We start from the raw sequence: 24786 nt of genomic DNA, 5'->3' as shown, positions 1-24786 counted from the left end.
GCCATGATCACGTTCAAGCAACTGATAGCGGCAGCGTTGTTGGCCACCGCGGCGCTGGGCGCTCACGCCGAGCGCTTGAAGGACATCGCCAGCATTTCCGGCGTACGGACCAACCAATTGATCGGTTACGGTCTGGTGGTGGGGCTCAACGGCACAGGTGACCAGACCACCCAGACCCCGTTCACCCTGCAGACCTTCAACAATATGCTGTCGCAATTCGGCATCAAGGTGCCGGCGGGTTCGGGCACCGTGCAGTTGAAAAACGTCGCGGCGGTGGCGGTCTATGCCGACCTGCCGCCGTTCGCCAAACCCGGTCAGCAGATCGACATCACCGTTTCGTCCATCGGTAACTCCAAAAGCCTGCGCGGTGGCAGCCTGTTGATGACCCCGCTCAAGGGTATCGACGGCAACGTCTATGCGGTCGCTCAAGGCAACCTGGTAGTGGGCGGTTTCGACGCCGAAGGTCGCGACGGTTCGAAGATCACCGTCAACGTTCCTTCCTCGGGACGTATCCCTGGCGGAGCATCGGTGGAACGCGCTGTGCCAAGCGGTTTCAATCAGGGTAACTCGCTGACCCTGAACCTCAACCGCAACGACTTCACCACGGCCAAGCGCATCGTCGACAAGATCAACGACATGCTTGGCCCAGGCGTCGCTCAGGCAGTGGATGGCGGCTCCGTGCGCGTGACTGCGCCCTTGGACCCCAACCAACGCGTCGACTATCTGTCGGTACTGGAAAACCTGGAAATCGATCCGGGGCAGACCTCGGCCAAAGTCATCATCAACTCGCGTACCGGCACCATCGTCATCGGCCAGAACGTCAAGGTTTCGCCTGCCGCCGTCACCCACGGCAGCCTGACGGTGACCATCACCGAAGATCCGATTGTCAGCCAGCCGGGCGCCTTCTCCAACGGCCAGACCGCCGTGGTGCCGCGCTCGAAGATCAATGCGCAGCAGGAAATGCACCCGATGTTCAAGTTCGGTCCGGGCACCACGCTCGACGAGATCGTGCGTGCGGTCAACCAGGTGGGTGCGGCGCCAGGCGACCTGATGGCGATTCTCGAAGCACTGAAACAGGCCGGCGCGCTGCAAGCCGACCTGATCGTGATTTAAGGACAGGCATATGAGTATTCCTAGCGGCGGTGTATCGACAGGTGACTCGGGGGCGTATACCGACCTCAACCGCCTGACCGCCATGAAGAATGGCGACCGCGACAGCGATGCGAACCTCAAAAAGGTGGCGCAGGAGTTCGAGTCGCTGTTCGTCAGCCAGATGCTCAAGGCCATGCGCTCGGCCAACGAAGTGCTGGCCAAGGACAACCCGATGAACACCGCGGCCACGCGGCAGTATCAGGACATGTACGACCAGCAGTTGTCGGTAAGCATGTCGCGCGAGGGTGGGGGTATCGGTCTGCAGGACGTGCTGATGCGTCAGTTGTCGAAGACCAAGGCCGGCACCGTTGCGCCATCCACCGCTGATGCCAGCGCAGCGACCAAGGCCGATGCGAGCTCAACCCAAAACGCGGGCTCGGCGCAGACCGGTCTTGCGACGCGCGTTGCCCAGCGCCCGCTGTGGGCGAGCCGTTCGGTTGCGGCCGCGGCCACTTCACTCGACGGCACGGCTCATAACGATGTCGCTGCGCTCAATTCGCGTCGTCTGTCGCTGCCAAGCAAGTTGACCGACCGGATCATGGCCGGCATCGTCCCAAACACCGCGGCAACCCAGGATGCTGCCGCCAGCGCTACCACACTGAAGAACCGCATCGCCGTTTCCAGCGCCGTGGCCGCTGCCAAAAAAGCCGGCGGCAATGGCGACTGGACCGTTGGGCCGGAATACACCGCGCAGGCCGACGCCTACGTGCGCAACCGGGTCCAGACCCCGCTGGCGCCGGGCAAGGCCGCGTTCGCCAACGCCGACGAATTCGTCGCAACCATGTTGCCGCTGGCCAAAGACGCCGCGGCCCGTATTGGCGTCGATCCATCCGTGCTGGTGGCCCAGGCTGCGCTGGAAACCGGCTGGGGCAAATCGATCATGCGTCAATCCGATGGCAGCAGCAGTCACAACCTGTTCGGTATCAAGGCCCAGAGTGGCTGGCAGGGGCCTGAAGCCCGCGCAATCACCAGCGAGTTCCGCGACGGCAAGATGGTCAAGGAGACGGCAGACTTCCGCTCCTATGACTCGTACGCCAGCAGCTTCCACGACTTGGTGAGCTTCCTGCAGAACAACAGCCGCTATCAAGCCACGCTGAAATCGGCCGATAACCCGGAACAATTCGTGAAAGAACTGCAGAAAGCCGGCTACGCCACTGATCCGGGCTACGCCAGCAAGATTTCTCAAATAGCGAAACAAATGAAGAGTTACCAGAACTACGCCGCCGCCTCGGGCTCTTCCACGACTTTATAAGGTTTGAACCATGTCACTGATCTCAATCGGGCTTTCAGGGCTGAATGCCAGCAGTGCTGCGATGACCACCATCGGCAACAACACTGCCAACGTCGACACGCTGGGCTATTCGCGTCAGCAGACAATGAGCGTCGCCAACGCACAGCAGAACATCGGTGTCGGCTTCGTTGGCACTGGCACCACGCTGTCGGATGTTCGTCGGGTGTACAACAGCTTTCTCAATACCCAATTGCAATCGAGTACGGCACTGAGTTCAGACGCATCCGCCTACCTTACCGAAGCCTCCAAGCTGGACTCGCTGTTGTCGGAAAGCTCGACCGGCGTCAGCAAAGTGCTGGCAAACTTTTTCACTGCTTTGCAAAACGTCTCCTCTAACGCCAACGATTCGGCGAGCCGCGATCTGTTTCTCAAAAGCGCTCAGACGCTCACGAGCCAGTTCAACAGCATCGCCTCGCAGATGAAGGATCAGTCGGCCAGCGTCAACAGCCAGCTGGGCTCCATGGCGGGTAAAGTCAATGCGCTGGCTTCGTCGATTGCCAGTCTCAACTTGCAGATCACTCAAGCTCGCGGCACCGGCGCGGAGCCCAATTCGCTTCTGGATTCACGCGAAGAGGCTGTTCGCCAGCTCAACGAGCTGGTCGGCGCGAAAGCCGTGGAAGGCAGCGCCGGATATGACATTTATATCGGCTCCGGCCAACCTCTGGTGGTAGGGGGATCAGCCAATACCCTGTCCGCATCCCCGAGCGATGGCGACCCGAGTACCTACGCGCTCAAGCTCAATTATCAGAACGGCACCACCGATGTTTCTTCGGTAGTCACCGGCGGCAGCATTGGCGGCTTGCTGCGTTATCGCAGTGAAGTCCTGCAACCGGCCACCAACGAACTGGGCCGGCTGGCGATGGTGGTTTCTGATCAGATCAACAACCAACTGAACCAGGGCGTCGACAGCAATGGTGAGTTTGGTGCGAGCCTGTTCAACAACATCAATGATCCGACGCTGACGGCGCAACGCAGTGTCGGGGCGCAAAGCAATAGTGCTGGCTCCGGCAACTTCAATGTCTCGATCAACGATACCGGGGCGCTGACCACCAATAATTACAAGGTGACGTTCAGCGATACCGATCCAACCAAGTATTCCGTCAAACGCCTGCCGGACGGCAATGACATGGGGACATACACCCTTGGTGCTCCAGCGGATATCGTGGACGCCAACGGAGTGAGCCAAGGGATTACCCTATCGTTTTCCGGAACGGTCAAAGGCGGAGACAGCTTTACCGTCAGCCCGACAAAGGCGGGTGCCGAGTCCATCAAAACCGTGATGACCGATACCAAGACCATCGCTGCTGCCGCGCCGTTGACCGGCGGTGTCGGCGCTGCGAACCAGGGCACCGGGCAGTTCGGCCAGCCGACCCTGGAAACCCAAGGCAGTGCCTACGACACAACGACCAGTACCGCCGATCTGCGCAATGCCATCAAGGCTGCGTCACCGATGCGGCTGGTCTTCGGCGACGTGGTTGCCGGTGCGCAAAGTTACAAGCTGGTAGACGCTTCCGGTCAGCCCGTACTGGATGACCAGGGCGCGGCAATTACCGGCAACATCGTGCCAGGTGAAAGCAACGACCTTAGTTTCACGGTGGGCTACGGTACAGGACAGTCGTTCAAGTTCGGTATGACGGTTTCCGGTTCGCCGACCTCGGCCGACACTTACAACATCGCCATGACGGGTGCCGGCTCGGCCGACAACCGCAACGCCAGCACCACGCTGGATCTGCAGAACAAGCAGACGGTTGATACGGCGTCGAACAACGGCACTGGCATGACCATGAGCGGCGCCAACACCCATCTGGTTCAGAGTGTGGGTGCGCAAGCGGCGCAAGGCAAATCCGACAGCGCCGCGACGAGCACTATCCTCACTCAGGCCAAAGGCGCACGCGATAGCGTTTCCGGGGTCTCGATGGATGAAGAGGCTGCGAACCTGGTCAAGTATCAGCAGTACTACACCGCGTCGTCGCAGATCATCAAGGCCGCGCAGTCCATCTTCGACACGCTGATCAACAGCCTTTAAGGAGTCGTAACCCATGCGTATTTCAACGGGTCAGTTTTACGAAGCCAGCGCGGCCAACTATCAGCGCACCTATTCCAACGTCAACAAATCCGCGGACGCGGTTTCCAGCGGCATCAAGCTCAATACCGCCAGCGACGACCCTGTTGGCGCGGCGCGAGTTCTGCAGTTGCAACAGCTGGGATCGCAGTTGACTCAGTACCAATCCAACATCAATACGGTCAGCACCAACGTAACGAAGACCGAGAGCGCACTGGACTCCATCGACGTAGCCCTGCAACGTGTCCAGGAGTTGGTGCTCGAGGCGGGCAACGGTGGCTACTCTGACAAGGATCGCCAGGCCAACGCAGACGAACTCAAGCAGCTGCAGACGCAGATCTTCGGCTTGATGAACAGCAAGGACGCCAACGGTAGCTACCTGTTCTCCGGCTCGAAAAGCTCGACGCCTCCCTATGCTGTCAACCCGGACGGTACATACAGCTATCAGGGCGACCAGACGCTGGTGAAAATGGACATTGGTGCCGGGATTTCCGTCGCCAGCAACACCACTGGTTGGGATGCGTTCGAGCGGGCGGTGAATACCGCCCGGACCAGCACCAATTGGGTTGCCCCCACTGACGCCTCCGGAAATCCGGTGCTTGACGCTGATGGCAACCCCGTGACTGCCGATGACAAGGCCGTGAGCCTGTCGGGCGGTGTGGTTTCCAACAGCGCCGAATACAACGCCAAGTTCGTCAGCGGCCAGCCTTACAAAATCACGTTCTTGAGCAGCACTCAGTACCAGATCACTGACAACGCTGGCAAGGATGTCACTTCCGAAACCCCAGCCAATGGCAAGTTCAGCTCCGGCACAGGCGATGCCCAGGCCGCTACTCAGACCGTGGCGTTTCGTGGATTGCAACTGAACCTCAACGTCAACTTGACTGAAGCCCAGCGCAAGGATCCGACCGTAGCCGATGCAGCATTGGCTAATCACACGTTCGAGCTTGCGGTATCACCGAGTACCATCAGCACCTCGCGGCTGCCGGCCAATAAGTCGGATGCGGTGATTACTGGCAACTCCATTGCCAATGACGCCGACCAGGCGACGTTCAACGAGAAGTTTCCAGCGAACGGTGGGGTGCTCAAGTACTCCAGTGCCGACAAGACCTTTACTCTTTACGATGCTGCGACCAACAAACAAGTGGGACTGCCGGTTCCTCTTGATGTCAGTGCTGACACGCCGCCGGTCTACACAGCAAAAGCTGCGGGTGTGACCTTTACCCTGAGCGGCGAGCCCGGCGATGGCGATCAGTTCACCGCGCAGGCATCGACCCAGCAAACCCAGAATATTCTCAACACGCTGTCGACGGTCATCACAGCATTGACCACGCCCGCCGATGGCAATGTCGAGGCCACGCAGAAGCTGCAGGTCAGCCTTGCCGCGGCGATCGGCAATGTGACCAGTGCCAAGGAACAACTCAATACGGCGCGCTCGGAGGGGGGCGCGCGGCAGGCCGCAGCCGAGGCTCAGCAAAGCACCAATCAGACCCAACTGGACAACGCCACATTAGAGTCACAGAAAATTACGGCGGCCGATCCTGCAGAGGCGATCACTCAGTTGACGCTGCAACAAACCATGCTCACGGCCTCGCAACTGGTGTTCACCAAAATCTCTCAGTTGAACCTGTTCAGCAAACTGTAAACCTCCTGATCGAGCGGTGGCCTCGGCAGTTGCCTGGCCATCGCTCGCTTGCAGCGCTTAAGCGCATGCTCGCTGTCGGTCTGTCGGGCGCGCGTCTTCAACGGCATCGCGCCGGATCGCAGCTGCAAACCCGCGACATCTTCATGTCAATTGCCTGTCTGAACCCCCATCGACCCTTGCGCAGCACTCACCGGTCAGCTAAAAGCATGTAAAACTTTTGGTGACCTATGAGTCATAACGGGCATCTTCACTGTATCGTGCTTGCAGAAGATAAAGGCATCAGGCTGATTTCAGAGACTTTCTCTACCCGCCCGAGCCATTCCGTTGCCGGTCTATTCGGCCTCAAGCCCCGGATTTCAGTGCCCCCGCCCGATGGCGCAGGGTAATGTTCAGCAGTTTTTGATTGGGAAGCCATGATGATTGGCATTAAAAGCATAGCGAGTTACGTGCCTGCGGCCGGCGTCGACAATTACGCGCAGGGTGCCAAGTTCGGAAAGGATGAAGAGTTCATCCTGGGCAAGATTGGTTCTGCTTTTCTGCCACGCAAGGACGATACTCAGGAAACCTCCGATTTGTGCGTTCAGGCGGTCAACAAATTGTTCGCCAATAATCCGGGCCTGTCCCGCGAATCCATCGACGCGTTGATCGTGGTCACCCAGAACGGCGACGCCGAAGGCCTGCCGCACACTGCAGCCATCGTCCAGCACAAGCTGGGGCTGCCGACCCACGTGGCGGCATTCGACATCTCGCTGGGCTGTTCGGGTTATGTCTACGGCATCTACGCCCTCAAGGGCTTCATGGAAGCCGCGGGCCTGAAAAACGGCCTGCTGGTGACCGCCGATCCGTACTCCAAGATCGTCGACACTGAAGATCGCAACACCACTATGCTGTTTGGCGACGCCGCCACTGCCACCTGGATGGCCGAAGACGCGCCATGGCAACTGGGCAAGGCAAAGTTCGGCACGGACGGCAGCGGCGCCGAGTTCCTCAAGACCACCAACGGCGCCTTCTTCATGAATGGGCGTCAGGTGTTCAACTTCGCGCTGGTCAAGGTTCCAGCGCACTTGAACGAACTGCTCAGCGATTCCGGCCTGCAATCCTCGGACATCGACGCTTTCTGCATCCACCAGGGCAGCGCGGCCATCGTCGACGCGGTCGCCCGGCGCTTCGAGGAAGGCAGCTCGCCGGACAAGTTCGTCAAGGACATGCTGGAGACCGGCAACACCGTATCTTCGAGCATCCCCTTGCTCCTGGAAAAACACGTGCTCAACGCCACCTGGAAGCGCGTTGCGCTGAGTGGTTTTGGAGTGGGGTTGTCGTGGGGTTCGGCGCTTATTTATCGGCCTTGATCTCATCGAAACAAAAAAAGGCGAGCTGAGTTTATCTCAGGCTCGCCTTTTTTATTGCTGCACATCTTCGTAAAGCTAATTTCCGTTTTTTCATCAATTAAAGAATAGTCCTACAATAACTTTCATCGCAACAAACATGGAAGGATTTCTTTCGCTGTTTTTTCTTTAATTTTTTTATTCGTTTATTCTCGCGGGTTTAGTGAGCTTTATATCCTGCATATGTCGTGATGGCACTTTTTAATAGTGCTGAAGTTGTTAAAGGCCGCAGTTCACTTGTCGATAACGGAGTTGTAGGTTTTCCGGGGGAAATGGATGTCCCCTGTTTTTGGAAACCCGGCCGTTAATCAACGAGGGAATCACAATGGCTTTAACCGTTAATACAAACGTCGCTTCGCTGAGTATTCAACGTAATCTGAATAACGCTGCCGATGCACAGGGCACTTCGATGAAGCGCATCAGTTCCGGGTTGCGGATCAATAGCGCCAAGGACGATGCGTCGGGGCTGCAGATATCGTCACGGCTGAGTTCGCAGATCAACGGGCTTAAGGCAGCCCGGCAAAACGCGATGGATGCCATCTCCATTGCGCAGACAGCGGAAGGGGCTTTGCAACAATCGACGATACTTCTACAACGCATGCGCGACCTGACGGTCATCGCCATGAAAGACAGCCTCAGTGACGTGGATTTGAAAGCGCTCAATGATGACTTTCAACAAATGTCAGCAGAGCTGACCCGTATATCCAAGTCCACCAAGTTCGGTACCAAATTAAACTTGCTGGATGGCTCTGCGGGGAACATGTCATTTCAAGTCGGCGCCAGTACCGGGGACAGTGAAAGAATTACTATGTCTCTTGGCAAAGGTTTTGGCACCAGTGCATTATTTGCAGCAAAAGCGGATCAGGCTGCGGTTGCAGCAGATGCCACAACTTCCGGATCAAGGGCTGTCGTCAACGGCGAAGAGATTAAATATGCAATAGATGGGAGTGGTGTAAGAAACCTGATTACGGTTAACACCGTGACCGTTACCCAAGCCCAGATAGACGCAGCCAAAATTGCCAATGACAACATCGCAGCTGCCGAGCTGGCTCTTGCCAATGCCGCTGATGTTGATAAAGCGACAAAGCAAGCCGATCTGGATGCCGCCAAGAATGCTGGCAAGCCCGCTCTCGATGACCTCGCAGCTGCCCAAAGGGTAGACGCCGAAGTCGCAGCCAAAAACAAAGAGCTCAACCAACAGGCCAAACTCGAAAACTTCGAAGCCGTCCTCATCGCCCTTGACGGTGCGCTGGAGTACATCAACTCATCCCGAGCGGAGCTGGGCGCCAAGCAGAACCGGCTGGAGAACACCATCAACAACATTGACAACATCGTGGTCAACGCCAGCGACTCGCGCAAACGCATCATGGATGTCGACTATGCGGCGGAAACGGCGGAGCTGACCAAGCATCAAGTCTTGCAGCAAGCGTCCACGGCGATTCTGGCGCAGGCCAATCAGTTGCCGTCGTCGGTGCTCAAGCTTCTGCAGTAATCCGAGGCGGAGGGTATTGGCCCAGTGGCTGTCCTGGCATTCGCCCATGAATGCCAGGTTTTTTCAGGGTTAACGGGTGATGAATAGACGCGAGGGTGAACGGTAGCGTGCAGTTTAATCGTTGATATCAAAAGGGGTTCGGCCCTGAATCAAGCCGGTCGGAGCACCCGACAGGCGTAGGGATAGCGAAGCAGTGGCAAAAATTTCAAAAAATCCGCTCAAGCTCTTCGCCATCACGACGATAAACATTACGAAGGTTCTCTAGGCCAACCCGGCGGTTGCCAAGGCCGGAAGCCGCTGCACCCCAATCAACGAGGAATTCATCATGTCGTTAACGGTAAACACTAACATTGCGTCCTTGACGGTTCAGAAGAACCTCAACAAGGCTTCCGATGCACTCAGCACGTCGATGACTCGCCTGTCTTCCGGCCTGAAAATCAACAGCGCCAAAGACGACGCCGCCGGCCTGCAAATCGCCAACCGTCTGACCAGCCAGGTTAACGGCCTGAACGTAGCCATCAAGAACGCCAACGACGGCATCTCCATCGCCCAGACCGCTGAAGGCGCGATGCAAGAATCCACCAACATCCTGCAGCGTATGCGTGAACTGGCTTTGCAATCGGCCAACGGCTCGAACAGCGATGACGACCGTACTTCCCTGCAACAGGAATTCACCGCGCTGTCGGGCGAACTGACCCGTATTTCCAGCACCACTACTTTCGGTGGCCGTAACCTGCTGGACGGTTCGTTCTCCAGCACTTCGTTCCAGGTTGGCGCGAATGCTAACGAAACTATCTCGTTCGGTATGCGTTCGGTTAGCGCAAGCGACCTGAAGGGTACTTACAACGAAGCATCGGTATCGGGCGCAGCTTCCAAGTTGAGCGCTGTTGTGACTGGCAAGGCTGGCGTGATTACCTCGGCTGCTACTGCCACCGGTGACGCCACGACCGCAAGCTTTGTTGTTGGTGATAAAAAGATTGGTACCGCGGGCAACCTCACCCTCGGTGGCAACACCGTTGAGGTCGCCGCCGACGACACCTTGGACACAGTCGTCAAGAAAATCAACGATCAATCCGCCGCAGGTGCTCCAGCCGACAAGGTTACAGCCTCTGTGGTTGATGGCAAGTTGAGCATCGCAGCAGCGTCGGGCGGTACGGTAGCAGTTGCAGGTGCCGACGCTGCGGGTGATGCAGTGCTGGCAGCGCTGGGTGTAACCGCAGGCGACGCGAAAGATGGTTCAGACGCCACCACCGCTCCGGCCTTGGAAGGCACGATCCAGTTGAAAGCTCAAACAGTCGGCACTGGTATTGCTGGCGACTTGATTCTTAACAACACCGCCATCCGCGTCGCCTCCACTGACACGCTGGATCAAGTTGTTAACAAGATCAACGCCCAATCTTCCGCCACTGGCGTTACGGCCAAAATCAACAAAAGCGCTGATGGCAGCTCGGGTACTCTGTCGCTTAGCTCGCCAACCGATTTCAAAATTGGCCAGAACTCGACTGCAGATACCGCTAACGGTTTGTTGGGTACCGGTACTTTCGTAGCGGGTACTGACAAGTCGTACAGCACTTCGAGTGGCCTGGCATCTTCTGGCTCGATCAAGGTTAACGGCACTCAAGTTGACGTTGCTGCTGGTTCGACACTGTCGCAAATCGTTGACGCGATCAACGGTGCCTCCGGTGCAAACACCACTAATACTGGCGTCACTGCTAGCGCCAGCTCCGATGGCCGTCTGGTTCTGACTTCGGCTAACGGCGAAGACGTTAAGCTGGAAAACGTGACTGCCGGTGCTTTGGACAGCCTGGGACTGACGTCAGGTACTACCAAGTCCAAGCTGCAGGACGACACTTCGATCACCGTGAACGGTGTTGAAGTCAAGTTCACCAAAGGCTCGGATATGGCTAGCATCGCCGACTCGATCAACAGCTCTTCCAGTGGTGTGACTGCCAAAGTCAACGCTGATACCGGTACTCTGGAATTCAACGCTGACGAAGACATCACTGTCGCTGATGGCAGCAACGGCACTGGCCTGGCTGCACTGGGGCTTACCGCTTCGACCACCAAGGCTACAACCCAGGAAACCACCGTTGGCGACCTGAGCATTCTGGATTCCGACTCTGCCCAGCAAGCCATCCAGGCTCTGGACGGTGCGATCCAGCAGGTAGACAGCCAGCGCGCCCAGCTGGGTGCGGTGCAGAACCGTTTCGACAGCACCGTTTCCAACCTCAACAGCATCTCGGAAAACTCCACCGCTGCCCGCAGCCGTGTACAAGACGCCGACTTCGCTGCTGAAACCGCTGAACTGACCAAGCAACAAACCCTGCAACAGGCTTCCACTGCGATCCTGTCTCAGGCTAACCAACTGCCATCGGCCGTACTGAAGCTGCTTCAGTAATCCAGGCATGAGGTAACCAACGGAAGGGTGTTAACGCACCCTTCCGTTTATTCATTTTTGTGAGGTGATGGACATGGATATGAGCGTCAAGCTGAACTTGTCTTACCCGCCTGCCACTGCTCAGGCCGCCATCCATGGCGCTGACGCGGCGGTTCAGCCAGCGGTTGACACAACCGCACCATCTGCTGCGACGCCCAAGGGGCAGGATTTGCAACAAGCGGTGAAGGATATTCAGGATTTTGCGCAATCAATGGATCGCAAGCTGGATTTCTCCATCGACGACTCGACAGGCATTGTGGTGGTCAAGGTCATTGCCCGCGACAGCGGCGACCTGATCCGACAAATTCCTTCAGAAACAGCCCTGAAACTGGCGCAAAGCTTGAACGACGCCAACAGCCTGCTGTTCGATGCCAAAGTCTGAGCCTGGCACGCATTTTGATGGTGACTGTCTTTCCTGAGTTGTTCGTCAAGAACACGACAGCCGCCGATGATAAGGAGAGTGGAAAATGGCGAGTTCAACAGTAAGTGGCGTGGGGTCAGGGATCGATACCCAAGCCATCGTGACCGCTTTGGTCAATGCTGAAAAAGAGCCAAAGCAGAAGCAGATCGACGCCCAGAAATCGACGGCGAGTACGACTCTGTCTGCTATCTCGGTCATCAAAAGTGCGCTGGACACTTATCGTACCGCAATTGCCAAGATCAACACTGCTGCCTCATTCAGCAGTCTGACGGGATCGTCTGCCGACGAGAAAATCGCCAAGGCAACGATTGACTCCACCGCGACCACCGGCTCTTACGCCCTGAGTGTCACGCAGTTGGCGACGGCCTCTCGGGTTACCACCGCGGTATTCGCGGGAGGGGCTACGGATACGGTCAACAGCGATAGCGCATCCCAAACGTTGACAATTACGCAATCCGATTCTACTTACAACGTTGAATTGCCCGCAGGCGCTACGTTGGAAGACACACGTAAAGCGATCAATACCCAGCTCAGTGGCAAGGGGATTACCGCGACCATCCTGACCAGTACCGATGGTGCGCGGCTGGTAATCGGTTCATCTACGACCGGCGCGGATACTGATATCACTTTAGGCGGTATTGATGCGTTGAGTGTAGGTGCGACTGAGACGCCGGGCGTCAACGCCAAATACACCATTGATGGCAACGCAGTCGAGTCCAAGTCCAACACCGTGACCGGTGCATTGACCGGCGTGACATTGAATCTGGTTGCCAAGGGCGATACGACGGTCAGTGTGTCCACTGATACCTCAACCATCAAAACCTCGGCGCAATCTTTCGTCACCGCCTACAACACCTTGATGACAGCCATCAATGCGCAGACCAAAGTTACGCCGACCACGACTACAGATGGCGCTTCGACTACGGCGGGTGCTCTGACGGGCGACGCGACCATGCGCAGTCTGGTGTCGTCCATTCGCAACGAGCTGGTGGGTGGTTCTGCTTCCTCCAGCAATGCGCTGTCTTCACTGTCCCAGTTGGGTATCACCACCGACAAGGACACCGGCCTGCTCAGCCTTGACGACACCAAGTGGACGAAGGCGGCGACTACTTTTGGCGGCAATATCGCGTCGTTGTTCACCGGCACGGATGGTGTGCTGACGCGTATGACGAAGGCCACTGACAGTTATGCGATCACGGGCGGCGTGCTTGCGTCGCGCCAGACGTCGCTGACCGATACGCTGAGCTCTCTTTCGAACGATCAGGAAACGCTCGATCGTCGCATTGCGTCCCTGCAGACCTCGCTCACCGCCAAATACACCGCCATGGACGGTATCGTGGCGCAGCTCAACGCCACCAAATCGAGCATCCTGACCACGCTGAACGCCTTGAACAAGTCTTCCAGCGACGATTGATTCAGGCAGGATGATTGCTGACCCGGACGCTGCTGTTTCAGCCGTCCGGGTTTTTTATGAGCGGTGGCGGACTAAAGTTTTCTGCCTTCAAGTCGAAATAAACCATAGAGCGTTTAACTTTTTTTGTGCATTACGAGGCATGACCATGAACCGGATGAGAGCCCTTCGCCAATACCAGTCCGTCAACTCCCACGCCCAGACTTCCGAGGCCAGCCCTCATCGTCTGGTGCAGATGTTGATGCAGGGCGGGCTTGATCGGATTGCGCAGGCCAAAGGCGCACTGGCACGTGACGATATCGCGACCAAGGGACTTTGCATCGGCAAGGCAGTCGCCATCGTGGGTGGTTTGCGTGAAGGTCTCGATCCTGAGAAGTCGCCAACTCCCCTGAGCGACCTCGACGGCTTGTACGACTACATGATGCGTCGCCTGACCGAGGCCAACATCAAGAACGATGTCGGCATCCTGGACGAGGTGTCGGGTCTGCTGGCCAACGTCAAGGAAGGCTGGGATGCCATCGGCGCCTTGTAACGCTTCAACGCTACTTTATCCGAGGTATTCGCTATGAGTCAGGTCATGCACCGCATCGCACAAACACGCAGCGCGCTCGAAGGTGCGCTTGCTGAGCGCGACTGGCAGGCAATCAGTGAGCTGGATGTGGCCTGTAGGGATTGTGTCGATGATGTGTTGAGCGAAACCGGGCTCGATGAAGCTTCATTACGCGTCAATCTTGAAGGGCTTTTAGAGGTATATAGGCAGTTGTTGGAGGTTACGACAGCCGAGCGCCAAGCAATTGTCGAGGAAATGTCGCAAATCCAGCGAGCGAAAAGCGCTGCAAAGGTTTACCATCTGTTTGGTTGACGGTTGGTTGATCAAAAGAAATTGTGCGCCATAAAATTGACTGTGTACGGTTTTTTGACTTGACTATGTTCACTAATTTCTGGTTTTTGTAATGTCTTTACGGACCATACAAGCCAAGCTTGCCCTTGAAGGGCATCGAGTTGACTAGGGAAGTTGCTATTGCATGTGGCGTGAAATCAAGATTCTGCTGATCGATGACGATAGCCAGCGCCGCCGTGACATGGCGGTGATTCTGAATTTTCTCGGCGATGAGAACCTGTCCTGCTCCAGTACCGACTGGCAGCAAGTGGTGGGTTCTTTGGCGTCCACTCGGGAAGTCCTGTGCGTCATGGTCGGCACCGTCAGTGCCCCGGGCAGTCTACAAGGGCTGCTTAAGACCATCGCTGCGTGGGATGAGTTCCTTCCTGTTCTGCTGATGGGCGAAAATTCTTCTGCCGACCTCGCCGAGGATCTGCGTCGTCGGGTGTTGTCCACCGTCGAGATGCCGCCCAGCTATAGCAAGCTGCTGGATTCCCTGCACCGAGCCCAGGTCTATCGTGAAATGTACGATCAGGCCCGCGAGCGTGGTCGTCAGCGCGAACCGAACCTGTTCCGCAGTCTGGTCGGCACCAGCCGTGCCATTCAGCACGTGCGCCAGATGATGCAGCAAGTGGCCGATACCGACGCCAGCGTGTTGATCCTTGGCGAGTCCGGCACCGGCAAGGAAGTGGTCGCGCGCAACCTTCATTACCACTCCAAACGTCGCGACGCGCCTTTCGTACCGGTGAACTGCGGCGCCATTCCGGCCGAGCTGCTGGAAAGCGAGCTGTTCGGTCACGAGAAAGGCGCGTTCACCGGTGCAATCACCAGCCGGGCAGGGCGCTTCGAACTGGCCAACGGCGGCACGCTGTTCCTCGACGAAATTGGTGACATGCCGCTGCCGATGCAGGTCAAACTGCTTCGTGTGCTGCAGGAACGTACCTTCGAGCGCGTAGGCAGCAACAAGACCCAGAGCGTCGACGTGCGCATCATTGCGGCCACCCACAAGAATCTCGAAGACATGATCGAGACCGGTGGTTTCCGTGAAGATCTTTACTACCGCCTCAATGTGTTCCCGATCGAGATGGCCCCGTTGCGTGAGCGTGTGGAAGACATTCCGCTGCTGATGAACGAGCTGATCTCGCGCATGGAGCACGAGAAGCGCGGCTCGATCCGTTTCAACTCGGCGGCGATCATGTCGCTGTGCCGTCACGGCTGGCCGGGCAACGTTCGCGAGCTGGCCAACCTGGTGGAGCGCATGGCGATCATGCATCCGTACGGGGTAATCGGCGTCGCTGAGCTGCCGAAGAAATTCCGTTACGTCGATGACGAAGACGAGCAGTTGGTCGACAGCCTGCGCAGCGATCTGGAAGAGCGCGTGGCGATCAACGGCCATACGCCGAACTTCGCCAACAGCGCGATGCTGCCGCCCGAAGGTCTGGACCTGAAGGATTACCTTGGCGGGCTGGAGCAGGGGTTGATCCAGCAGGCGCTGGACGACGCCAATGGCATCGTGGCCCGTGCCGCAGAACGTCTGCGCATCCGTCGAACCACCCTCGTGGAGAAGATGCGCAAGTACGGGATGAGCCGTCGCGAAGGCGACGATCAGCTCGAAGACTGACACTCGTTTGACGCGCAAAAAACAAACCGCTGATTTTTCAGCGGTTTTTTTTCGGCATGAGGATTGCTAGTTCTCTTGCAACATACCGTTTGCTGACGGTTCGCCACCGAGAGATCAACTATGCCCCAGGCCGCTCAGAAGTCTTCCGAACCCGCTTTGATCGGTTCGCAGGTGCAGCCGTCCCCGGAAATGGAGAGTCGACAAGGGTTGGATCAGGCATTCGCCCTGTTTAACCAGATGTCGGTGCAATTGACCGACTCCTACAGTTTGCTGGAAGCGCGGGTTACCCAGCTCAAGGGTGAGCTGGCGGTGGTCAGTGCTCAGCGCATGCAGGAACTGGCTGAAAAGGAGCGTCTGGCCAACCGTTTGCAAAACCTGCTCGACCTGTTGCCCGGTGGCGTGATCGTCATCGACGGCACCGGTACGGTTCGTGAGGCCAATCCGGCTGCGCTGGACTTATTGGGCGAGCCGCTGATCGGCATGCTCTGGCGTCATGTGATTGCCCGCTGCTTTGCGCCGCGAGAAGACGACGGTCATGAAATCTCCCTGAAGGACGGCCGTCGCCTGTCCATCTCGACCCGCTCGCTGGATGCCGAGCCTGGTCAGTTGATGTTGCTAAACGACCTGACTGAAACCCGTCATCTGCAAAGCCAACTGGCGCGCCATGAACGCTTGTCGTCGTTGGGACGCATGGTCGCCTCGCTCGCTCATCAGATTCGCACGCCTTTATCGGCAGCGATGATCTACGCCAGCCATTTGACCGAGCAGGCCTTGAGTGTCGAGACTCAACAGCGCTTCGCCGGTCGCCTCAAGGAACGTCTGCATGAACTGGAACATCAGGTCCGGGACATGCTGGTGTTCGCCCGGGGCGAGTTGCCATTGACCGAGCGAGTGACTCCGCAGGCGTTGATCGATGCGCTGGAATCTGCAGCGCAGACTCATGTGCGCGACGTCTCGGTGCGCTGGCAATGCAACAGCGTCGATGGCGAATTGCTGTGCAACCGCGACACCCTGGTCGGCGCGTTGCTCAACCTGATCGAAAACGCCGTGCAGGCCAGCTCTGCCGGGGCGCGGGTCAAGATTCATGCGTACAACCGTGGCAACACCTTGCGGTTATGCATCAGCGACAACGGCAGCGGCATCGACACTACAGCTTTGGCGCGGATCGGCGAGCCATTCTTCACCACCAAGACCACTGGCACCGGGCTGGGGCTGGCAGTTGTCGCGGCTGTCGCCAAGGCTCACCAAGGCCAGGTGCAATTCCGTTCGCGTCCGGGGCGCGGCACCTGTGCCATCGTTTCCTTGCCGCTGATTCCGGGCGTCAGTGCTGCAGGTAACCGCTCATGACAATCAAGGTATTGCTGGTCGAGGACGATCATTCATTGCGCGAGGCGCTGGGCGAAACCCTGGAGCTGGCAGGTCACGATTATCATGCCGTCGGCTCTGCCGAAGAAGCGCTGCTGGCTGCTGGCGCATCCTCGTTCAGCCTGGTGATCAGTGACGTCAACATGCCTGGCATGGATGGTCATCAGTTGCTGGCTCAGTTGCGCAGCCGCTATCCACAATTGCCGGTGTTGCTGATGACGGCCCACGGCGCGGTGGATCGCGCGGTGGAAGCCATGCGTCAAGGCGCCGCCGATTATCTGGTCAAACCCTTCGAGCCCAAGGCATTGCTGGCGCTGGTGGGCCGTCATGCGCTGGGCAGTATGGGGCCGGCGGACGGCGAAGGGCCGATCGCGGTCGAGCCTGCCAGCGCGCAGTTGCTCAATCTGGCGAGCCGCGTGGCGAAAAGCGATTCCACCGTACTGATCTCCGGCGAGTCCGGCACCGGCAAGGAAGTATTGGCGCGTTTCATTCATCAGCAGTCGCCCCGGGCCGGTAAACCGTTCATTGCCATCAACTGCGCGGCGATTCCGGACAACATGCTCGAAGCCACGTTGTTCGGTCACGAGAAGGGCTCCTTTACCGGCGCCATCGCGGCTCAGGCGGGCAAGTTCGAACAGGCGGATGGCGGCACCATTCTGCTCGACGAAATCTCCGAGATGCCGATGGGCCTGCAAGCCAAACTGCTGCGTGTCTTGCAGGAGCGGGAAGTGGAGCGGGTCGGTGCGCGCAAGCCTATCGAGCTGGACATCCGCGTGCTCGCCACCACCAACCGCGATCTGGCGGGTGAGGTGGCGGCGGGACGCTTCCGCGAAGACCTGTTCTATCGGCTGTCGGTGTTTCCGCTGGCGTGGCATCCGCTGCGTCAGCGTCCCGGCGATATCCTGCCCCTGGCCGAGCGCCTGCTGGCCAAGCACGTCAATAAAATGAAGCACGCGCCCGTGCGGCTGTCGGCCGATGCGCAAAAGTGTCTGGTCCAATACAGCTGGCCGGGCAACGTGCGTGAACTGGACAACGCCGTGCAGCGGGCGCTGATCCTGCAACAGGGTGGGGTGATTCAGGCAGAGGATTTCTGTCTGGCCGGCCCCGTCAGCTTCGCCTCGATGCCTGCCCAGGCGTCGATGCTTCAGGTTCAGGCATCGCTGCCGACGCCGCCTGGTGTCATGGAATCGTCGCTGGAAACTGCCAATGGCGAATTGGCCGGGGCGCTGGGGGAAGACCTGCGGCGTCGCGAGTTCCAGATGATCATCGACACCCTGCGCGCCGAGCGCGGCCGGCGCAAGGAAGCCGCCGAACGCTTGGGTATCAGCCCGCGTACCTTGCGCTACAAATTGGCGCAGATGCGTGATGCGGGGATGGATGTCGAAGGATATCTGTTTGCTTCCTGAATAAACGCGCGCCTGAAATCCTGTAGGAGCGCGCTTTCCCGCGAACTCAAATCCTTATAAAGCCGGCTTGCTGGCGAACGCGGTGTGTCAGTGCCTCATTACGTGCCTGACACACGTTGCGTTCGCCAGCAAGCCGGCGCTTACATTTCACGGGCGACCTCCGGTTCTGTAACGACCCCAATACTTTCATGAAAAGGTGGCACTGTGCCGCCATTGGTCTGGCACCGTTGTTGCTACTACATGGATAACCGCTGAATCGGTGTCAAAAATTTGCGGCCCTTTTGAGAGAGAAGTCCATGAGCCAAGGTGTTGAATTTAATCGCTTGATGTTGGACATGCGCTCCATGCAGATGGATGCCATGGCCAAGCCCAAGGCCATCGAAGCGCCGGCAATGGCTGGCGGATCCAGTTTTTCCGACATGCTCGGCATGGCCGTCAACAAGGTCAACGACACCCAACAGGCGTCGAACCAACTGTCCACGGCTTTCGAGATGGGCAAGAGCGGCGTGGACCTCACCGATGTGATGATCTCCTCGCAGAAAGCCAGCGTCTCTTTCCAGGCGCTGACTCAGGTACGCAACAAGCTGGTTCAGGCGTACCAAGACATCATGCAAATGCCGGTTTGAGGACAATTTAAGTCATGGCTGAAGCCGTCGCCGATAACGTACCCGCCAAAACGGGTGCGCCAGGAAGCAAGCCGCCGATGTTCGGTTTGGCGTTCCTGCAAAATCTGTCCGAGATGACCATGTTGCGTCAGGTCGGCCTCATGGTCGGTCTGGCTGCCAGCGTGGCGATTGGTTTTGCCGTCGTGCTTTGGTCGCAACAGCCGGATTACAAGCCGTTGTATGGCAGCTTGTCGGGCATGGACACCAAGCAGGTGATGGATACGCTGTCGCAGGCCGATATTCCTTACACCGTCGAGCCTAATTCCGGCGCCTTGCTGGTCAAGTCCGAAGACCTGTCCCGTGCCCGTATCAAACTGGCCGGTGCCGGAATCGCGCAGACCGACGGCAACGTCGGTTTCGAAATTCTGGACAAGGACCAGGGCCTGGGCACCAGCCAATTCATGGAGGCCACTCGTTACCGTCGTGGCCTGGAAGGCGAACTGGCGCGCACCATTTCCAGCCTGAACAACATCAAGGCCGCTCGCGTGCACCTGGCGATTCCGAAGAGTTCGGTGTTCGTGCGTGACGATCGTAAACCCACTGCTTCGGTTCTGGTGGAGATGTACGCCGGTCGCAGCCTTGATCCGGGTCAGGTGATGGCCATCGTCAATCTGGTGGCGACCAGCGTTCCCGAGCTGACCAAATCACAGGTCACCGTGGTCGATCAGAAAGGCAACCTGCTGTCCGATCAGGCGGAGAATTCCGAGCTGACCATGGCCGGCAAGCAGTTTGACTACACCCGCCGCATGGAAGGCATGCTGACCCAGCGTGTGCAGAACATTCTGCAACCGGTACTGGGCAACGATCGCTACAAGGCGGAAGTCTCGGCCGACGTCGACTTCAGTGCGGTGGAATCCACTGCCGAAAGTTTCAACCCCGACCAGCCTGCACTGCGCAGCGAGCAGACGGTCAACGAACAACGCTCCAGCAGCAGCGGTCCGCAAGGCGTTCCGGGTGCGCTGAGCAATCAGCCACCAGGCCCGGCCACTGCTCCGCAAAACGCTACTGCCGGCGCCGCTGGTGCTACAGGCCCGATCGCTCCAGGTCAACCGCTGCTGGACGCCAACGGTCAGCAGATCATGGACCCGGCCACCGGCCAGCCAATGCTCGCGCCGTACCCGGCGGACAAGCGTAACCAGTCGACCAAGAACTTCGAACTGGACCGTTCCATCAGTCATACCAAGCAACAGCAGGGCAAGATCAATCGCCTGTCGGTAGCAGTGGTGGTCGACGATCAGGTCAAGGTCAACCCGGCCAACGGTGAAACCACCATGGTGCCGTGGACTGCCGATCAACTGGCGCGCTTCACTCGTCTGGTACAGGACGCCGTGGGCTTCGATGCCAGCCGTGGTGACAGCGTCAGCGTGATCAACGTGCCGTTCTCCACCGAGCGTGGCGAAGTGATTCCCGACATTGCGTTCTACTCGCAGCCCTGGTTCTGGGACATCGTCAAGCAGGCGATGGGGGTGATCTTCATCCTGGTGCTGGTCTTCGGTGTCCTGCGTCCGGTGCTGAACAACATCACCAATCCGAAGAGCAAGCACCTCGACAGTGACGTCGAATTGGGCGGCATGGTCGGTATGGAGGGTGAGCTGGCCAACGACCGCGTGAGTCTGGGCGGTCCGCAAAGCATCCTGCTGCCGAGCCCGAGCGAGGGTTATGACGCGCAGCTCAACGCAATCAAGAGCCTGGTGGCTGAAGACCCGGCTCGTGTGGCTCAGGTCGTAAAAGAGTGGATCAACACAGATGAGTGATAGTCGTACTGCTGCGGTCAAAATGAGCCGAGTTGATAAGGCTGCGATCCTGCTCCTCACCCTGGGTGAGACGGATGCTGCGCAGGTGTTGCGTCACATGGGCCCTAAAGAGGTTCAGCGCGTGGGCGTGGCCATGGCGCAGATGCGCAACGTGCACCGCGAGCAGGTCGAGCAGGTGATGAGCGAATTCGTCGACATCGTCGGCGACCAGACCGGCGTGGGCATCGGCTCCGACGGCTACATTCGCAAGATGCTCACTCAGGCCCTGGGCGAAGACAAAGCCAACGGCCTCATCGACCGCATCCTGCTGGGTGGCAACACCAGCGGTCTGGACAGCCTGAAGTGGATGGAACCGCGCGCCGTCGCCGACGTCATTCGCTACGAGCACCCGCAGATCCAGGCCATCGTGGTCGCCTATCTGGATGCTGACCAGGCCGGTGAAGTGCTGAGCCATTTCGACCACAAGGTGCGTCTGGACATCGTTCTGCGCGTCTCGTCATTGAACACCGTTCAACCAGCGGCATTGAAAGAATTGAACCAGATTCTCGAGAAGCAGTTCTCGGGCAACGCCAACACCTCGCGTACCACGTTGGGCGGTATCAAGCGTGCGGCGGACATCATGAACTTCCTCGACAGCTCGATCGAAGGCCAGCTCATGGATTCCATCCGCGAAGTGGACGAAGACCTGTCGATACAGATCGAAGACCTCATGTTCGTCTTCAACAATCTGTCCGACGTCGACGACCGGGGTATCCAGGCCTTGCTGCGCGAAGTCTCCTCCGATGTGCTGGTACTGGCACTCAAGGGTTCGGATGACGCGATCAAGGAAAAGATCTTCAAGAACATGTCCAAGCGTGCCGCCGAGCTGCTGCGCGACGACCTGGAGGCCAAGGGCCCGGTTCGCGTCAGCGACGTGGAAGCAGCCCAGAAGGAAATCCTCACCATTGCCCGTCGTATGGCGGAAGCCGGGGAGATCGTTCTCGGCGGCAAAGGTGGCGAGGAAATGATTTAACAACAGGTGCAGTCGATGTTCAGCTCCGATAAAGAAGCACCCAGCGAGCTTATCCGCGCCAAGGATCTGCGTGGGATCGATGTCTGGGCGTTGCCCAGCTTCGATCCTCACGTGGAAGAGCCAGAGCCTGCGCCGGTGGTTGAAGAGCCGGAGCCGGCGGAAAGCGAAGAAGTGCCGCTCGAAGAAGTCCAGCCGCTGACGCTGGAAGAGCTGGAAAGTATTCGTCAGGACGCTTACAACGAAGGTTTCGCCATCGGCGAGAAAGAAGGTTTCCACAGCACCCAGCTCAAGGTTCGCCAGGAGGCCGAAGTGGCGCTGGCCGCCAGGCTGGCAGGCCTTGAAACCTTGATGACGCATCTGTTCGAACCGATTGCCGATCAGGATGCGCAGATCGAGAAATCGATGATTCAGCTGGTTGAACACCTGGCCCGCGAGGTCATTCAACGTGAACTGAAAACCGACTCCAGCCAGATTGGCAAGGTGCTGCAGGACGCCTTGCGCCTGTTGCCCATGGGCGCCACCAACGTGCGCATTTTGGTCAACTCTCAGGACTTCGCTCAGGTCAAAGCCCTGCGCGAGCGTCATGAGGAAAACTGGCGGATTCTCGAAGACGACACATTGCAGCCAGGCGGTTGCCGGGTCGAGACCGAGCACAGTCGCATCGACGCGACGGTAGAGACGCGTCTGAGCGTGGCGATCGCCAAGATGTTCGATCAACTGCACGAGCAGGCGCTGCACCCGGCGGTGCCGGACGTGAGCGTTGACCTGGAAGCGGCGATCAAGAGCGCTGAACAACTCATGCAGAAAAACGCGGACGCGTCCGATGCGTCTTAAGCGCACCAGCTTCGGCAAGCGCCTGAGCACCTACGCCGACGCTATCACCCTGCCTGTTCAACCCATGGTCGAAGGCCGCCTGCTGCGCATGGTCGGTCTGACGCTGGAAGCCGAGGGGCTGCGCGCGGCCATGGGCAGCCGCTGCGTGGTGATCAACGACGACAGTCATCATCCGGTGGAAGTCGAAGCTGAAGTCATGGGTTTTGCCGGTGGCAAGGTATTCCTGATGCCGGTGGGCAGCGTCGCCGGTATCGCGCCAGGCGCTCGCGTCGTGCCGTTGCCGGACACTGGCCGTTTGCCGATGGGCATGACCATGCTCGGTCGCGTGCTCGATGGCGCCGGCCGTGCATTGGACGGCAAGGGCGGCATGAAGGCCGAGGACTGGGTGCCGCTGGATGGCCCGACCATCAACCCGCTCAAGCGTGACCCGATCAGCCAGCCGCTGGATGTGGGCATTCGCTGCATCAACGGTTTGCTGACGGTTGGTCGCGGCCAGCGCCTGGGTCTGTTCGCCGGTACCGGCGTGGGTAAGAGTGTGCTGCTGGGGATGATGACCCGCTTTACCGAGGCCGACATCATCGTCGTCGGGCTGATCGGTGAGCGGGGTCGTGAGGTGAAGGAATTCATCGAGCACATCCTGGGCGAAGAGGGCCTCAAGCGTTCGGTGGTCGTGGCGTCGCCTGCGGACGACGCGCCGCTGATGCGTCTGCGCGCGGCCATGTACTGCACGCGCATCGCCGAATATTTTCGCGACAAGGGCAAGAATGTCCTGTTACTGATGGATTCACTGACCCGCTTCGCTCAGGCCCAGCGGGAAATCGCCCTGGCCATTGGCGAGCCTCCTGCGACCAAAGGCTATCCGCCGTCGGTGTTCGCCAAGCTGCCCAAGCTGGTGGAGCGTGCAGGTAACGCGGAGAAGGGCGGCGGTTCAATCACCGCGTTCTATACCGTGCTGTCCGAGGGCGACGATCAGCAGGACCCGATTGCCGACTCGGCGCGGGGAGTGCTCGATGGTCACATCGTGCTGTCGCGGCGTCTGGCGGAGGAGGGGCATTACCCGGCCATTGACATCGAGGCGTCCATCAGCCGGGTCATGCCGTCGGTGGTGTCTGCCGAGCACATGACCCAGGCGCAGTATTTCAAGCAGTTGTGGTCGCGTTATCAGCAGAGTCGTGACCTGATCAGCGTGGGTGCCTACGTGGCCGGTGGCGATCGCGAAACCGACCTTGCCATCAATCTGCAACCGCAACTGGTGCGTTACCTGCGCCAGGGGTTGCACGATAACGAGAGCATGCAGAGCAGCGAAGACCAACTGGCGAAAATCTTCAATCCGCAGGCCGGGAGCTGATAGCCCATGGCGCAGAGTCGCGCGGCCCGTCTGGCGCCGGTGGTGGACATGGCCGAAAAGGCCGAGAAAACCGCAGTCCAGCGTCTGGGGCATTTTCAGGGGCAGGTGCGGCTGGCCGAAACAAAACTCGGCGAGCTGGAAAAGTTTCGCTCCGACTACCAGCAGCAATGGATCGACAAGGGCGCCCACGGCGTTTCCGGGCAGTGGCTGATGAACTACCAGCGCTTTCTCAATCAGTTGGAGACCGCTGTGAGTCAGCAGCGGCAGAGTCTGAGTTGGCATCAGAACAACTTGAACAAGGCCCGGGGTGAATGGCAGAAGGCCTATGCGCGGGTCGAGGGGCTGCGCAAATTGGTGCAGCGGTATATCGATGAGGCGCGGGCGCTGGAGGACAAGCGGGAACAGAAGTTGCTGGATGAACTTTCACAGCGGTTGCCGCGGCAAGAGCAGTTCTGATTTCTGAGGCGCTACTATAGATTTCTTCTGATCGTTCCCGCTCAGTTCGAGGGGGCGATCAACTCAAATCTCCGCTATACCCCGATCTACTGTAGGAGCCGGCTTGCTGGCGAATGCGGAGTGTCGGTCACAGATGCGTAGGCTTGACA

General features: G+C 58.5%; 20 protein-coding genes. All 20 read left to right on the top strand.

Annotation, left to right across the window (positions count from 1 at the left end):
• Nucleotides 1-3 precede the first annotated feature (3 nt).
• The 20 genes from ACRER8_RS24035 to fliJ all read left to right on the top strand — a co-directional run bounded on the left by ACRER8_RS24035 (nt 4) and on the right by fliJ (nt 24637).
• The gene (locus ACRER8_RS24035) at nt 4-1113 is read left to right on the top strand and encodes a flagellar basal body P-ring protein FlgI (protein ID WP_431748674.1); all 1110 of its coding nucleotides are present in this window, start codon (nt 4-6) and stop codon (nt 1111-1113) included.
• Between the two features lie 10 nt (nt 1114-1123).
• A complete protein-coding gene (gene flgJ / locus ACRER8_RS24030) occupies nt 1124-2404 on the top strand; it encodes a flagellar assembly peptidoglycan hydrolase FlgJ (protein ID WP_431748673.1) in 1281 nt (426 codons plus the stop codon).
• Between the two features lie 10 nt (nt 2405-2414).
• Entirely contained in the window at nt 2415-4469 is a 2055-nt protein-coding gene (flgK, locus tag ACRER8_RS24025; protein ID WP_431748672.1) for a flagellar hook-associated protein FlgK, read from the top strand.
• Between the two features lie 13 nt (nt 4470-4482).
• A complete protein-coding gene (locus tag ACRER8_RS24020; RefSeq protein WP_431748671.1) occupies nt 4483-6150 on the top strand; it encodes a flagellar hook-associated protein 3 in 1668 nt (555 codons plus the stop codon).
• Nucleotides 6151-6566: 416 nt separating this feature from the next.
• Nucleotides 6567-7499, top strand: coding sequence for a ketoacyl-ACP synthase III (locus tag ACRER8_RS24015; protein ID WP_431748670.1), 933 nt, complete (start codon nt 6567-6569; stop codon nt 7497-7499).
• 361 nt (nt 7500-7860) lie between these two features.
• Entirely contained in the window at nt 7861-9027 is a 1167-nt protein-coding gene (locus tag ACRER8_RS24010; RefSeq protein WP_431748669.1) for a flagellin, read from the top strand.
• Nucleotides 9028-9352: 325 nt separating this feature from the next.
• Nucleotides 9353-11425 (top strand): flagellin hook IN motif-containing protein, encoded by a 2073-nt coding sequence (locus ACRER8_RS24005; protein ID WP_431748668.1) that lies wholly within the window; start codon nt 9353-9355, stop codon nt 11423-11425.
• Between the two features lie 73 nt (nt 11426-11498).
• Nucleotides 11499-11846: a flagellar protein FlaG gene (locus ACRER8_RS24000; RefSeq protein WP_431748667.1), complete on the top strand. Its 348-nt coding sequence runs from the start codon at nt 11499-11501 to the stop codon at nt 11844-11846.
• A gap of 85 nt (nt 11847-11931) precedes the next feature.
• Nucleotides 11932-13299, top strand: a complete 1368-nt coding sequence (gene fliD, locus ACRER8_RS23995; protein WP_431748666.1) for a flagellar filament capping protein FliD — start codon at nt 11932-11934, stop codon at nt 13297-13299.
• Between the two features lie 145 nt (nt 13300-13444).
• The gene (gene fliS / locus ACRER8_RS23990) at nt 13445-13828 is read left to right on the top strand and encodes a flagellar export chaperone FliS (RefSeq protein ID WP_431748665.1); all 384 of its coding nucleotides are present in this window, start codon (nt 13445-13447) and stop codon (nt 13826-13828) included.
• 33 nt (nt 13829-13861) lie between these two features.
• Nucleotides 13862-14158, top strand: coding sequence for a flagellar protein FliT (locus ACRER8_RS23985; RefSeq protein WP_431748664.1), 297 nt, complete (start codon nt 13862-13864; stop codon nt 14156-14158).
• Between the two features lie 163 nt (nt 14159-14321).
• Entirely contained in the window at nt 14322-15797 is a 1476-nt protein-coding gene (gene fleQ / locus ACRER8_RS23980; RefSeq protein WP_431748663.1) for a transcriptional regulator FleQ, read from the top strand.
• Between the two features lie 120 nt (nt 15798-15917).
• Complete coding sequence (locus ACRER8_RS23975) at nt 15918-17144, top strand: sensor histidine kinase (protein ID WP_431748662.1); 1227 nt, start codon at nt 15918-15920, stop codon at nt 17142-17144.
• The gene (locus ACRER8_RS23970; RefSeq protein ID WP_431748661.1) at nt 17141-18568 is read left to right on the top strand and encodes a sigma-54-dependent transcriptional regulator; all 1428 of its coding nucleotides are present in this window, start codon (nt 17141-17143) and stop codon (nt 18566-18568) included. Before ACRER8_RS23975 ends, ACRER8_RS23970 begins: the two co-directional genes overlap by 4 nt.
• 296 nt (nt 18569-18864) lie before the next feature.
• Nucleotides 18865-19194 (top strand): flagellar hook-basal body complex protein FliE, encoded by a 330-nt coding sequence (gene fliE / locus ACRER8_RS23965; protein ID WP_431748660.1) that lies wholly within the window; start codon nt 18865-18867, stop codon nt 19192-19194.
• A 14-nt stretch (nt 19195-19208) separates the two neighbouring features.
• Nucleotides 19209-20987 carry a flagellar basal-body MS-ring/collar protein FliF gene (gene fliF / locus ACRER8_RS23960; protein ID WP_431748659.1) on the top strand — a complete coding sequence of 593 codons (1779 nt, stop codon included), beginning with the start codon at nt 19209-19211 and terminating at the stop codon, nt 20985-20987.
• A complete protein-coding gene (fliG, locus tag ACRER8_RS23955; protein WP_431748658.1) occupies nt 20980-21999 on the top strand; it encodes a flagellar motor switch protein FliG in 1020 nt (339 codons plus the stop codon). The genes fliF and fliG overlap by 8 nt, the downstream gene beginning before the upstream one ends.
• A gap of 15 nt (nt 22000-22014) precedes the next feature.
• Entirely contained in the window at nt 22015-22833 is an 819-nt protein-coding gene (gene fliH / locus ACRER8_RS23950; RefSeq protein WP_431748657.1) for a flagellar assembly protein FliH, read from the top strand.
• Nucleotides 22823-24181 (top strand): flagellar protein export ATPase FliI, encoded by a 1359-nt coding sequence (gene fliI, locus ACRER8_RS23945; protein WP_431748656.1) that lies wholly within the window; start codon nt 22823-22825, stop codon nt 24179-24181. The genes fliH and fliI overlap by 11 nt, the downstream gene beginning before the upstream one ends.
• Before the next feature lie 6 nt (nt 24182-24187).
• A complete protein-coding gene (gene fliJ, locus ACRER8_RS23940; RefSeq protein ID WP_431748655.1) occupies nt 24188-24637 on the top strand; it encodes a flagellar export protein FliJ in 450 nt (149 codons plus the stop codon).
• Nucleotides 24638-24786: the final 149 nt, after the last annotated feature.

Origin of the sequence: Pseudomonas sp. (genome assembly GCF_050739935.1) — a bacterium.
Lineage (GTDB): Bacteria > Pseudomonadota > Gammaproteobacteria > Pseudomonadales > Pseudomonadaceae > Aquipseudomonas.
The sequence above is the reverse complement of the archived record's forward strand: the minus strand, read 5'-3'. Positions and strand labels throughout refer to the sequence as shown.